The following is an 11,952-nucleotide window of genomic DNA, read 5'->3' on the forward strand; positions in this document are numbered from 1 at the left end:
TTTATTTAACGATAAAATCAAAATATGTTTTGCGGTAAGGTTCATCTATCAATGTATAATGCCACCACTCTTTATCGTAAGCTTTAAAAAACCATATTTGGCCATGATTTCCCGAAGCATTTTTCGATTCTCTTTTTGTTTTGCTGTGAGATTGGGGAAATTATGGTGGGAGAGCGCACCGAAGTAATCAAAAGGACCACCCATATCAATTTCTTCGCCGTCTTTCAGGTCAATTACCGTCAGATCCACCGTACTTCCTCTACTATGGCCCGATTTATTGGCTATATACCCGAGTTTGAACAGATTTCTTTTGTCCAAAGAAGGGTAGAACTCCTTTTTTGCGATTGTATCTCCAGGCACGAGCGACCAAGCCTTAAAATGATCAACAGCACGTTGGGGGCGGTATGCATCAAATATTTTTAGGCCCATTCCTTTACTATTCAGGTGCTTTTCGACCAACTGCAGTGCCTGGGCTGCTCTTCTGGTCAATATCGCAACGGGCTTTTCGTAACCTCGTATACGGTTTCCTGTAAAGTTATGTGTGCCACAATAACGCAAATCCAGACTGATTTTGGGAATGATGTCGCTGACGTAAACGAAATTTGCTGGCATCGACGGCTGCTGCGCCTTCGCTGCCGATAAAAAAAGACCGATACAAACCGATAGACACAAATTGAATTTCATAGGGTTGAAGATACGATTTGTGGCATAAATAAAATAAAAAAAATGAAAGGCTCGTTCTTCAATAGTACGTGACCGCGAGGACAGCCTCAATGATCGTTTAGTTTCTTTTTCAGATAATTGTATATATCAATCTGCGAGCGGCATGGCACTTTTTTATTCTCAACGTAGTGGTTACTCAATGAATTATTTAATATACGCGCTTTGACATTATCATTAAGCTGAATATGTAGCATATCTTTTAATTCTTCTTTGATCTTTTTACTGGTGATTTTGACGGCTGCCTCTATGCGATGGTCAAGATTCCGTGTCATCCAATCCGCGGATGAGATATAAAAGTGTTCTTTGCCTGCACTGTAGAAATACATGACCCGTGCGTGTTCAAGATATTCATCTACAATCGAAATGGCGTTCATTGGAGATTTAAATGTCTTTTGGTTGGTCGCGCAATAAATTCCTCGCACAATAAGGTCGATTTTTACGCCGGCAGTGGCGGCTTCATAGAGTTTTTTGATCATTTCCTTGTCACTCATTGAATTTACTTTAACAATAAGATGAGCTTTACGGCCTGCTTTGGCCTCGGTGATTTCCTGATCGATAAAATGAAGTAATTCCCGTCGCATGTCAATCGGGCAGATCAACAAACTCTTGCAATTTTTGATGATGTCTGCTGGATTTGATTTGGGGCGTTTCAGATAATTGAATACTTTATTAATATCTGCAATGACGTCCCGATTACTGGTTAACAGACAATAATCGCCATACAATTTAGCTGTTTTCTCATTAATGTTTCCGGTGCTCACAAAACCATACTGAATGGTTTTCGTTCCGCTCCGTTTTTTGATAACACATAATTTGGCATGCACTTTTTTATTGGGAATGCCAGTAAGTACCCTAATGCCTTCTAATTCGAGTTTCTCCTTCCAGTCCAAATTGTTTTCCTCGTCAAACCGGGCACGTAATTCGAGCATCACAGTGACTTCCTTTCCATTTCGTGCAGCATTGATCAGTGCATTCGCAACTTTGGAGTTTGAAGCCAGTCTATAGGCTGTAATCTGTATAGTTTTGACATCAGGATCCATCGCTGCTTCGCGCAACAAATCAATGATCGGCCTAAATTCGTGATATGGAAATGATAGAAGTACATCTTTCTTTAACACCGTATCGGTTACCCTTTCGTAATTTTGGAAGTAAGGATGTGGAAAAGATGTGCGTTCCTCCGGTTGATGATATGATTTAAACACATTTGGAAAATCCATGAAATGCTTGAAATTATGGATTTTTTGTCCCGGTATGATGCTGTCTTTTTTGGAAAGATTAAGCTTTTTGATCAGAAATTCAACCAATTTTGGATCCATTTCTTGGTCAAATACGAATCTTGTAGGTTTGCCTTTACGTCTGTTTTTAACACCCTTACTTATTTTTTCTACCAGTGAGGTGTTGATGTCATTATCAATGTCAAATTCAGCATCTTTTGTCACCTTAAATACATGCGCATGGAAGACGTCAAAACCAAAATAGGAAAAAATCAAGGGCAGATTAAACTTAATGACATCCTCCAAAAGGATGATGTGTTTTTCATCTTTTGGTGCAGGCAACTGCAGAAAACGCCCATTTTGACTCGTAGGAATTTCGATTACCGCAAATCGCGTCTCATATTTCCATTCGCTTTTTCCCATAGCTATGCCTAAGTACAGACTTTTGTCGCGGATGTAGGGCATTGGCCGAATATCGTCTAAAAGCAGTGGAATGACATTGGATTCTACTTCGTCCTGATAAAATTCGCCGACAAACTGTTGCTGTTCGGGACTAAGCTCCTCGCTCGTTTTAATAAAGACGTTCTGTTTGGCCATATCCTTCTGAACACGGTTCCAGGTACTATCAAATTTCTTTTGCTGCTTGATGACACGGATATTGAGCTCTTCCAGAATCAGTTGTGGATCTTCGTAAAATGCTTGATTCGCGATTTTGTCTTTAAGGTCAATAGCTCTTTTGAGCCCTGCGACCCGGACACGAAAAAATTCATCCAGGTTATTGGAAAATATACCTAAAAATTTGATTCTTAATGGCAAAGGTACAGTTTCATCAGCTGCTTCCTGTAGTACCCTGCCGTTAAAGCTCAGCCAGCTCACGTCTCTAGGAATAAATTTTTTCGCCATAGCTAAATATAAATAAATTTTAGAAGCAAAACTAGAGCTATACAGGTGATAAATGAATTTTTTCGTGTTAAAGAATTATTAAGTTATGTTTTCTTCACCTTTTTTGCAAAAAAAAATACCCCAGAAAAGAGACAGCTTTCTGAGGTATTAGCGCGCAATGCTTTTTTATTTTTTCTTTCCGTACTTTTTCGAAATTTGGATGGCTTTGTATTTTGTTGTATCAAAATATGGTGGATCGATCATCAGCGTAGTGGGGTAAGGAGCACTGCGGTCAAAAAAGTAGACTGTCGTGACACTACCATAATCATTAATTGGCATGAGATCAAGGCAGCCAGTATAATCAGCATTCAGCACATCTCCGACAGTAACGGCGTATATACGAATAATACCGCCTTTGTTTTGTTCATTTCTCACGAAAGCCACTTCCTTAAAGCCGCCCGGAAGATCTTCTATACTCTTCTGGCTGAAACTATCTTTCAAAATAAAACCCAACAACACTAAAACCGGTATGATCAACAACCATACTTTTTTATTTTTCTTCATTAAAATACGCTTAAAATGTAATGTTTATGTTTAACAATTTATAAAATTCTTTCAAAATTGCCTGATGGCCTGGCCAGGCAGGAGAGGTAACGAGATTGTCATCCACGATGGCCTGATCTGCCGGGATATTTTTCCATGTGCCCCCTGCCAGCTCAATGTCAGGACCAACAGCAACATAGGCTGTCAGCGTGCGGCCAGCTAAAACCTTAGCTGCAGTCAGCACTTGAATGCCATGGCATATTGCTGCCACCGGTTTGTTTTTCTCAAAGAAATGTCTGGTGATTTCCAGTACACGCGAATTGAGGCGGATGTACTCTGCCGACCGGCCACCTGCTATGTAGAGACCGTCATATTCCTCGGGATTGACCTGATCAAAATCTTTATTGATCGCGAAATTGTGGCCTCTTAATTCTTTATACGTCTGGTCGCCGGTAAAATCGTGTACTGCAGTTGGTACCACATCACCCTTTTTCCGGTCAGGTGCCACCGTATCAACGGTTATTCCTATCGATCCCATCGCTTGGAAGGGAACCATTGCTTCGTAGTCCTCTACAAAGTCTCCAACAAGTAATAATACTTTTTTTGCCATATCAAAAAACCTCTTTTAATAGGCTATCAATTTACGTATTAAAAGAGGTTTTCGCAACGGCTTTTTGTCAATCTTTTGTTAACCTTGGACGGTCAATTTTTCAGCAAGAATACGTTTTGTTTTGCGTACTTTAGCCTCAAGCTGACTACGCAGGACCGGATTGATGATTCCCTTTCCCTCCTCAAAGTTTTTATGGAACTCGGGTAAAGAAAAAGATTCGAGAATCTCGGCCCCATCCCAGGAAATGCGGTTTACCGCCGCATTGAGAACAGTAGCCCCGCCCAAAGGACCCGGTGAGGTCGCTAGCAAAAACACCGGTTTGCCATTGAATAACTTGCGGCTCGGAATACGCGACACCCAATCCACAATATTTTTATACGCTGTAGTATAGGAGCCATTGTGCTCAGCCAGCGAAATGATAAGAAAATCAGCGGCGTCCATCTTTGCGGCAAAGTCATAGGCGAGCTGTGGAATGCCTTGTTCTACTTCCTTATTGTATGAATAGATGGGCATTTCATAATGGTTCAGATCCAGAAGTTCTATACTGTCGTCCGCTTCTTTGTAATACTTGGCAGTGCTTGTCACGAATGTTTTATTGATCGAATTTTTATTGCTTGTTCCTGCAAATGCTAATATCTTCATGTTTTAAAAAGCTTTATTTTTAACCGGGTCAAACTTACAATATAATCGCCAAAAAAACGTCAATGAAATGTCTTCAGGATGCCATCAGTGATATTTCTTGATCTAGGTCAATTAAAAACGAAACGCTCGTACATACCCAGCAGTCCAGTGAGACCACCGGTATGGATCACAAGCAGATGATCCGCTGGTGTAAAATAATCGTGTTTGATAAGATCATCGACCGCGTAAAGAAGCTTACCCGTATATGTCGCTTCGATCATGATACCTGTTGTGGCGATAAATTGCTGTATAAACTTCAGGAGATCGGGCGTGGTTTTTGCATAACCGCCACAATGATAATCCAGATGTAATGTGGGATCCGGAAGATCTGCATAAAGATCGCTAACCTCCTTCTGAATAAAACTGCCATTTTTTAACACCGGTACACCGTGCACCTTGGCAAAGAGATCCTTTTTGTCGGCAGCCTTTGCGATACCTGCCAGGGTGGTGCCAGTACCGCAGGCAACAAAGATATGCTGGTAGTCCTGCTGGAGTTCATCCAGGAGTTCAGCACAGCCTTTTGCTCCCAGAAGACCGTACCCACCTTCATGAATACAAAAGCTAGTTACATCAGCGCCAAAGTGGTCTTGATAGAGCTTTTCTTTGTCTTTATAGGCATCGCGATCTACGTAAATAAGCTTCATGCCAAATAGCTGACACATCGTTAATACAGGGTTACTAACTTGTTCGTCGCCACGTACAAAAGCAGTCGTCTTAAATTTGAAGGTGGCACCAGCACAGGCCGTTGCGAGAAGGTGATTGCTCCATGCACCACCGAAGGTGACAATATGACTTTTATGAAGCTGTTGTGCCTCCTGTAGATTATATTTTAATTTCCGCCATTTGTTGCCCGAAATAAATGGATGAATCAGGTCATCCCGTTTCAACGTTACCCGAATGTGCTTTCTTTCCCATGCGGGCAATGAGATTTCGGTCTCTGGACTATGGATGTTGAATGACAGCATAACATTAAATGAAAACAAATTTAACGAAATTGTTTCATTTGGTTTATTTTTGCAGGATGACAGGACAAATAGGATCGCATGATCAAGAAGAACAGGAGTTATTTGAGCATCTACGCATTGAGGTAGACAAGGGACAGGCGCTGCTCCGTATTGATAAGTATTTGATGAACAGGGTGGAGAATGCTACACGTAGCAAAATTCAGCATGCTATCGAGGCGGGTTCTGTCATGGTGAACAGCAAAGAAATTAAAGCCAGTTACAAAGTCAGACCCGGTGACCTGATTACTTTGGTGTTGCCGGATCCACCGCGCGATAATGAAGTTTATCCCGAAAATATTCCACTTGATATTAAATATGAAGATGACGACGTTTTAATTGTCAACAAAGAGGCCGGAATGGTTGTACATCCGGGGTATAATAACTATACAGGTACATTGGTCAATGCGCTGACTTATCATATACAGCAGCTACCTCAGTTACCGGGAAATTCTGACCGCCCGGGTTTGGTTCATCGGATAGATAAAGATACTTCAGGGCTTCTTGTAATCGCGAAGAACGAAAAATCCATGGCTTTTTTAGCCAAGCAATTTTTTGATCATAGCATCACTCGTAAATATATCGCACTGGTCTGGGGCGATCTAAAAGAAGATGGCACAATTACCGGTTATATTGGCCGCCATTTAAAGGACAGACGAATTATGGCGATGTACGATAGTGAAGATAAGGGGCGATGGTCGGTCACACATTACAGGATACTCGAAAGGCTGGGTTATGTGACATTGATTGAGTGCCAATTGGAAACCGGCCGTACACACCAGATTCGCACCCACATGCAGTCCATCGGACATCCTCTTTTTAATGATGCAATGTACGGGGGTGATAAAATACTGAAGGGGACTGTGTTTTCAAAATATAAACAATTTGTCGACAATTGTTTTGCCCTACTGCCGCGTCAGGCCCTCCATGCACAAGTCTTGGGGTTCGTTCATCCGACTTCAAAAGAAAATATGTATTTTGAAGTACCATATCCCGAAGATTTTCGTTTAGCTTTAGAAAAATGGCGCGGTTATGCCGCTAATTCGATGGCTATAGAGAAGGATTAAATTAGAAAAATAAGTTAAGATGCCGACAAACTATATCAATTTTAACGGCAATATTGTGCCGGAAGAACAGGAAATATTTAGTATAGAAAATAGAGGTTTTCGTTACGGCGATGGATTGTTTGAAACCATGCTGTACAAAGATGGCGATATCCGTTTTCTGAATTTTCATGTCGAACGGCTACAGCAGGGAATGGAGTTAATTCATTTGGACGATGCCAATCTGTTCGATGAATTTTTTATCCGTTCGAAAGCGGAAGAGCTTATTCGGAAGAATAATATGCTGGGGCAACAAGTACGCATCAGGTTGATTGTGTTCCGTGCGGGAGGGGGATTATATAGTCCGACCGCAAATAAGCCAGGATATGTTTTGCAGGTACAAAGATTAGAACCTAATCTTAGGGATAAAAAGGTGGGCTTGATAGTCGGCTTATACAATGAATTCAAAAAACCGTATAGTGATCTTTCCAAGATAAAATCTCTTAATGCGCAGATCTATGTACTAGCGGGTATTTATAAGAAAAAAATGGCTTTTGACGATGTATTGATTCTAAATCAGGAAGGTTTTCTCTGTGAATCCCTGACGTCAAATATTTTTGTGTATTACGAAAAGGTTCTCTATACTCCTGCACTGTCTGAAGGCTGTATCGAGGGGGTAATGCGTCGTGTTGTGATGGATATGGCAAAGGCTGAGGGAATTGAAGTGATCGAAGCCCAAATAAGTCCTGAGATCATGAAAAGGGCAGATGAAATTTTCTGCACAAATGCAGTACAGGGCGTACAATGGGTAATGGGGTACAAGCAAAAGCGCTACTTCAACAGGATATCCAGAATTTTACAGGACAAATTACTGACATGGAATTATGATTCAAGTGAGGATTGATTTTTGTTGAATATCAGATAAGAAGCAAATCAGAGGCTGTTATTAGGCTCAGCCTTTGGTTTGTTGTATGCGATCCACCCATTGTTCAAAGGCATTTTTAAAACTGAGCAGAAAATCCTTTGTTTTCTGTAAACCAATTTTGCCGTCTACACCTACACATTCTTGTATATTCCCGAGATAAGCCTCCGGCTGCTGCAAAGGGTGGAGATTGACAAATACCAACGATTGCCTAAGCTGATGATTCGCACCGAAACCGCCATATGCTCCTATTGAAGACGAAATGATCGCTGCGGGTTTGCCGTCCCACTTGTTTCTTCCGTAAGGTCTGGAACCAACATCTATAGCGTTTTTGAGTACCGCGGGGACGGCGCGATTGTACTCTGGTGTAATAAAAAGAATACCATCCATAGGCGTAATCTCCTGCCGAAACCGGATATAACTTTCAGGAACAGTTCCATGGTCGTCGTAGTCCTGATTATACAAAGGTAGATCTCCGATCTCGATGATACTGTAGCGAAAATTATTCGATTGCTGCTCGAGTATAAAATGTGCGATTCTTTTGTTATAGGAGTCTTTTCTTAAGCTTCCAACCAGTATTCCTATGTTGTAATTTGCCATTGTATATACGATATAGTTTAGAAGCTGAACAATTTGATCCCACAAAAAGTTTCCCCGATATTACTGTAAACTTGGAATTAACACGTTTATGCCGAGTAGATTAAGGAAATGTTAACAAAAATTAACATTTGATCATTAATCTTTTGCATACAGTTTGATGTCGTAGTGTAAAGAAGAAATTACATTACTAAGGGAGGAGCTACTTATGAAAAAATTGTTTTGTACAGCTATGGTCATCGCTGGTCTTTTTACGGCAGGTACAGCTGAGGCACAGGTCAGTATTAGCGTGAATATAGGCAGCCAGCCAAGCTGGGGGCCTGTTGGATACGATTACGTTCGCTACTATTATATTCCGGAATACAACATGTACTACGATGTTCCGGCAAGATGCTATGTTTATTATGATAATGGAGGATGGGTCAGAAGAACACGTTTACCGAGAAGATATCGGCATTATGATTTCTACCGGGTTCATAAAGTAGTGATCAATGATCGTACCCCTTGGCATCATCATGACCGCTACAGAAGCAGGTATGCTCATGTGCGTGGTAGACAGGTCGCAATCCGGGATAGACACCACCACAGTGGCTATTCTTTTGCAAACGATCGTCGGGGACGCCGTGACGCTTCGTGGCAGGAAAGCAGAAGACATCACGATAAAGGAAGAGGACATGGACGTGGCCATGATCATCATGGAAGACATTGGGATTAGTAGTTGATCTTATACGATTTTTTCGTATACATAAAGGAATCTATTCTTTGGTGCCCCAGAAAGTTATACACTTTCTGGGGCATTTTTTATGCACAAGAAAGGTAACATGGATTTAAATTTAAGTTGACTTATGCGCAATAAAGGAAGAGCTTAATTTATCATAGACTTTTCATGTGCTAGTAAATGTGGAAAATAAATGTAACGGATAAATTAAAGAATTTAAAGTGATGATTGATGAAAATTATCTTAATTTTGCGGTGTCGACAGCAATAATTGGCCATGAAGGAGGTTGATTTGCATTTGATGTTGAATTGTAATGTTTTGGTTAATTTTTATAATGAATAAGATAGGAAAAGCAATTGTTGTGATCATGGGTTTAGGAGCCGTTGGATTTGGGATATGTGCCTGTAATCAAAATACCACGGATAATAGAGTACAAAAGCTTTTACATGATTCGGTAGAGCAGCGGAGAGATAGCCTGATTCTTGTGCAGGATTCAATACGTAGAACCGACTCCCTACACAAGGATTCAATTCTTAAAATGGAGGCTGCTATTTCCTATAAGGGAACCAAGGATACGACCGTTTTGCTGACGGATTCTGTATCTCCACGATATATTTACTTGACCTTTGACGATGGCCCTTTAAATGGGAGTCAGTATCTAGATTCCATAGCCACTGCCAAAGGCGTGAAAATAAACGCATTTCTGATTGGGGAACATGATAAGATGAGCAAAAAATTACATGGTTATACGGAGCGTTACAAAAATAATCCATTGGTAGACTGTTATAACCACAGTTATTGGCATGCCCATAATAAGTATAGTTCCTTTTATTCTGACGCACAGGCCGCTTATGAAGATTTTGAACTGGCAGAACAATCGCTGGGTCTAGCACATAAAATCGTCAGGTTGCCAGGAAGAAATATATGGTATGTGGGAAGCCGAAAAAAGATCGATTTGAAGAGCGGCGCGTCCACCGCTGAACTTTTGCACCAAAATGGTTATAAAATTATGGGCTGGGACTGCGAATGGAAGATTAACGGTGTCACAGGCAAACCGGACCTGTCCGTTAGCCAGCTCTATACACGAATGAAAAACCTGCTCCGCAAGGGAACTTCCTATACGAAGAATAATGTAGTGCTCCTGACACATGATAACATGTATCAGACAAAAAAAGGCCAAAAATTGTTGTGCGATTTAATCGATAGCCTTAAACAGCACCCTAATTACCACTTTGAATTTATGCGTAATTATCCGCAATAACTCGGTCAGCGATATCCCTCGATATTTACATATATTCATGCAGCCCCGTACATGAATATATGCTAGAAAAATACTAATTCTGTTTGCGCAGATATTTGGTCAATATAACAATAGTTTGACCTTCAATTTTTCCTTCGATCTGCTCGATATTATCGGCGACTAGGCGTATATTCTTCACTACCGTCCCCAAGCTAGCTTTTAGAGAAGAACCTTTTACATCAAGGGTCTTAGTCAGCACCACCGTGTCACCTTCAAAAAGGCGCTGACCAATGCTATCCTCATGAAAAGAAACATAACCTTCATTTTCGTGATCTCCGGTTTTTTTAGCTTCAGCTAAGGTCTCATCATCAAGATATAGGATATCCAGTGCTTCTGATGCCCAGCCTTCGTTTTTCAGGCGGTTCAACATACGCCAGGATACAATTTGTATAGCTGGATGCTCTGACCACATCACATTGGGCAAAAATTTCCAGTCTTCTGGGTTTAGCTGTTCTGTTTTTTTGAGTTGGTTGGCGAGCCGCTCAGAAATCAGCAGCGTATTGTCCAGTTGAGATGGAGTCTCTGGAGGTAGGGTATAGCTCGTGAGCTCAGTAGTGGCACCTGTCAGTTCACATTTTCCGCCCGCTCTCGCCCATAGTTGTTCATCAAGTTTCATATCTTATTTTTATAAGGCCGCAAAAATAATAAATAAATCATATAAGCTGGCCCCGTTTGAGTTATAATCGACGACAAAAAACAAATTTCTGTCCAGCAAAGATATTGGTATCGAATTTGTACTCGATTCAGAGAAAAAATTATTGACTTTAATTAACAAATCACATGAAATGGCAAGGAGGTAGACAAAGTGGCAATTTTGAAGACCGAAGAGGGATGTCCGGTGGTGGAAAAATTGCACTAGGCGGAATCGGTGGAATTATTGTGCTTGTAATTGGTTTTCTGATGGGCGGCGATCCGATGCAATTGTTGCAACAGACCCAAAATATGGGGCCTCAGACCGAGCAATCTGGGCAGCCGCGAGAACTGAATCCCGAAGAAAAAAGACTCACCGAATTTTCACTGACTGTACTTCAAAGTACTGAGGACGTCTGGGGCAAACTCTTTAAAGAACAAATGCAGACGAACTATACGCCAACGACCTTGGTTTTTTACGATGGAGGTACCCAAACCGATGGTTGCGGTATGGGACAAGCTTCTTATGGGCCATTTTATTGCCCAGGAGATCAAAAAATCTATCTTGACCTCAGTTTTAGCCGTGAGCTATCCGAGAAGTTCGGCGCGAAAGGTGAATTTGCAATGGCCTATGTAATTGCTCACGAAGTTGGACATCATATACAGCAGCTGGTCGGGCTGCTACCCAAGACCAATCAGGCACGGGGTAAATTAAGCGAGCGTGAAAATAATAAAATATCGGTCATGACCGAGCTTCAGGCTGACTTTTATGCCGGAGTCTGGGCGCACTATCTAAACGAAGTTACGGATATTAAAATAGACTACAATGATATTATGGACGGCATGAAAGCAGCCGAAGCTGTTGGTGATGATAAGTTACAGACTGAAGCACAGGGGTATGCCGTTCCTGAATCGTTCACACACGGCACCTCTGCACAGCGTCGCGAATGGTTCAAAAAAGGTTATGATTCAGGCGATATGCGTGCGGGGAATACATTTGAAGACCCAAGTTTACGTTAGCTGAATTCCGCAGGAAAGTCCTTTACTTATTCAATGTAATGTCAATAGATGGAAGGTATCTAATGTAT

The 11,952-nt window shown here is 41.3% G+C and carries 14 protein-coding genes; 5 read left to right on the plus strand and 9 right to left on the minus strand.

Annotation, left to right across the window (positions count from 1 at the left end):
* Position 1: 1 nt before the first annotated feature.
* From FGL37_RS26120 to FGL37_RS16550, 7 genes are all read right to left on the minus strand, one after another.
* Complete coding sequence (locus tag FGL37_RS26120) at positions 2–52, minus strand: hypothetical protein (protein WP_232048787.1); 51 nt, start codon at positions 50–52, stop codon at positions 2–4.
* Positions 49–684 carry a M15 family metallopeptidase gene (locus FGL37_RS16525; protein ID WP_232048720.1) on the minus strand — a complete coding sequence of 212 codons (636 nt, stop codon included), beginning with the start codon at positions 682–684 and terminating at the stop codon, positions 49–51. Before FGL37_RS16525 ends, FGL37_RS26120 begins: the two co-directional genes overlap by 4 nt.
* A gap of 86 nt (positions 685–770) precedes the next feature.
* The gene (gene ppk1 / locus FGL37_RS16530; RefSeq protein ID WP_028068925.1) at positions 771–2,840 is read right to left on the minus strand and encodes a polyphosphate kinase 1; all 2,070 of its coding nucleotides are present in this window, start codon (positions 2,838–2,840) and stop codon (positions 771–773) included.
* A gap of 165 nt (positions 2,841–3,005) precedes the next feature.
* Entirely contained in the window at positions 3,006–3,383 is a 378-nt protein-coding gene (locus FGL37_RS16535; protein WP_028068924.1) for a hypothetical protein, read from the minus strand.
* A gap of 10 nt (positions 3,384–3,393) precedes the next feature.
* Positions 3,394–3,972 carry a DJ-1/PfpI family protein gene (locus FGL37_RS16540; protein WP_028068923.1) on the minus strand — a complete coding sequence of 193 codons (579 nt, stop codon included), beginning with the start codon at positions 3,970–3,972 and terminating at the stop codon, positions 3,394–3,396.
* A 78-nt stretch (positions 3,973–4,050) separates the two neighbouring features.
* The gene (locus FGL37_RS16545) at positions 4,051–4,614 is read right to left on the minus strand and encodes an NADPH-dependent FMN reductase (protein ID WP_028068922.1); all 564 of its coding nucleotides are present in this window, start codon (positions 4,612–4,614) and stop codon (positions 4,051–4,053) included.
* A 107-nt stretch (positions 4,615–4,721) separates the two neighbouring features.
* Positions 4,722–5,618 carry a 1-aminocyclopropane-1-carboxylate deaminase/D-cysteine desulfhydrase gene (locus tag FGL37_RS16550; protein WP_028068921.1) on the minus strand — a complete coding sequence of 299 codons (897 nt, stop codon included), beginning with the start codon at positions 5,616–5,618 and terminating at the stop codon, positions 4,722–4,724.
* A 56-nt stretch (positions 5,619–5,674) separates the two neighbouring features.
* Between FGL37_RS16550 and FGL37_RS16555 the strand changes: the two genes are divergently transcribed.
* Both FGL37_RS16555 and FGL37_RS16560 read left to right on the plus strand, forming a co-directional pair.
* The gene (locus tag FGL37_RS16555) at positions 5,675–6,721 is read left to right on the plus strand and encodes an RluA family pseudouridine synthase (protein WP_028068920.1); all 1,047 of its coding nucleotides are present in this window, start codon (positions 5,675–5,677) and stop codon (positions 6,719–6,721) included.
* Positions 6,722–6,740: 19 nt separating this feature from the next.
* Complete coding sequence (locus FGL37_RS16560) at positions 6,741–7,601, plus strand: aminotransferase class IV (RefSeq protein WP_028068919.1); 861 nt, start codon at positions 6,741–6,743, stop codon at positions 7,599–7,601.
* Positions 7,602–7,649: 48 nt separating this feature from the next.
* Here the strand turns inward: FGL37_RS16560 and FGL37_RS16565 are convergent, their stop codons facing one another.
* On the minus strand, positions 7,650–8,219 hold the full coding sequence (locus FGL37_RS16565) for an NADPH-dependent FMN reductase (RefSeq protein ID WP_028068918.1): 570 nt from the start codon (positions 8,217–8,219) through the stop codon (positions 7,650–7,652).
* A gap of 205 nt (positions 8,220–8,424) precedes the next feature.
* On the opposite strand from FGL37_RS16565, the gene FGL37_RS16570 reads away from it, so the two are divergent.
* Both FGL37_RS16570 and FGL37_RS16575 read left to right on the plus strand, forming a co-directional pair.
* The gene (locus FGL37_RS16570) at positions 8,425–8,931 is read left to right on the plus strand and encodes a hypothetical protein (protein WP_081817801.1); all 507 of its coding nucleotides are present in this window, start codon (positions 8,425–8,427) and stop codon (positions 8,929–8,931) included.
* 337 nt (positions 8,932–9,268) lie between these two features.
* A complete protein-coding gene (locus FGL37_RS16575) occupies positions 9,269–10,195 on the plus strand; it encodes a polysaccharide deacetylase family protein (RefSeq protein ID WP_028068916.1) in 927 nt (308 codons plus the stop codon).
* Positions 10,196–10,268: 73 nt separating this feature from the next.
* On the opposite strand, the gene FGL37_RS16580 is transcribed toward FGL37_RS16575, so the two are convergent.
* Positions 10,269–10,850, minus strand: coding sequence for a PhnA domain-containing protein (locus tag FGL37_RS16580; RefSeq protein WP_028068915.1), 582 nt, complete (start codon positions 10,848–10,850; stop codon positions 10,269–10,271).
* A 164-nt stretch (positions 10,851–11,014) separates the two neighbouring features.
* Between FGL37_RS16580 and ypfJ the strand changes: the two genes are divergently transcribed.
* Complete coding sequence (gene ypfJ / locus FGL37_RS16585) at positions 11,015–11,884, plus strand: KPN_02809 family neutral zinc metallopeptidase (RefSeq protein ID WP_028068914.1); 870 nt, start codon at positions 11,015–11,017, stop codon at positions 11,882–11,884.
* Positions 11,885–11,952: the final 68 nt, after the last annotated feature.

This window comes from Sphingobacterium thalpophilum (assembly GCF_901482695.1).
In the GTDB taxonomy this organism is placed as follows: domain Bacteria; phylum Bacteroidota; class Bacteroidia; order Sphingobacteriales; family Sphingobacteriaceae; genus Sphingobacterium; species Sphingobacterium thalpophilum.

Coding starts and splice junctions, on each gene's coding strand:
- FGL37_RS16525 (WP_232048720.1), bottom strand. CDS start 684: ATGAAATTCAATTTGTGTCTATCGGTTTGTATCGGTCTTTTTTTATCG.
- ppk1 (WP_028068925.1), bottom strand. CDS start 2,840: ATGGCGAAAAAATTTATTCCTAGAGACGTGAGCTGGCTGAGCTTTAAC.
- FGL37_RS16535 (WP_028068924.1), bottom strand. CDS start 3,383: ATGAAGAAAAATAAAAAAGTATGGTTGTTGATCATACCGGTTTTAGTG.
- FGL37_RS16540 (WP_028068923.1), bottom strand. CDS start 3,972: ATGGCAAAAAAAGTATTATTACTTGTTGGAGACTTTGTAGAGGACTAC.
- FGL37_RS16545 (WP_028068922.1), bottom strand. CDS start 4,614: ATGAAGATATTAGCATTTGCAGGAACAAGCAATAAAAATTCGATCAAT.
- FGL37_RS16550 (WP_028068921.1), bottom strand. CDS start 5,618: ATGCTGTCATTCAACATCCATAGTCCAGAGACCGAAATCTCATTGCCC.
- FGL37_RS16555 (WP_028068920.1), top strand. CDS start 5,675: ATGACAGGACAAATAGGATCGCATGATCAAGAAGAACAGGAGTTATTT.
- FGL37_RS16560 (WP_028068919.1), top strand. CDS start 6,741: ATGCCGACAAACTATATCAATTTTAACGGCAATATTGTGCCGGAAGAA.
- FGL37_RS16565 (WP_028068918.1), bottom strand. CDS start 8,219: ATGGCAAATTACAACATAGGAATACTGGTTGGAAGCTTAAGAAAAGAC.
- FGL37_RS16570 (WP_081817801.1), top strand. CDS start 8,425: ATGAAAAAATTGTTTTGTACAGCTATGGTCATCGCTGGTCTTTTTACG.
- FGL37_RS16575 (WP_028068916.1), top strand. CDS start 9,269: ATGAATAAGATAGGAAAAGCAATTGTTGTGATCATGGGTTTAGGAGCC.
- FGL37_RS16580 (WP_028068915.1), bottom strand. CDS start 10,850: ATGAAACTTGATGAACAACTATGGGCGAGAGCGGGCGGAAAATGTGAA.
- ypfJ (WP_028068914.1), top strand. CDS start 11,015: ATGAAATGGCAAGGAGGTAGACAAAGTGGCAATTTTGAAGACCGAAGA.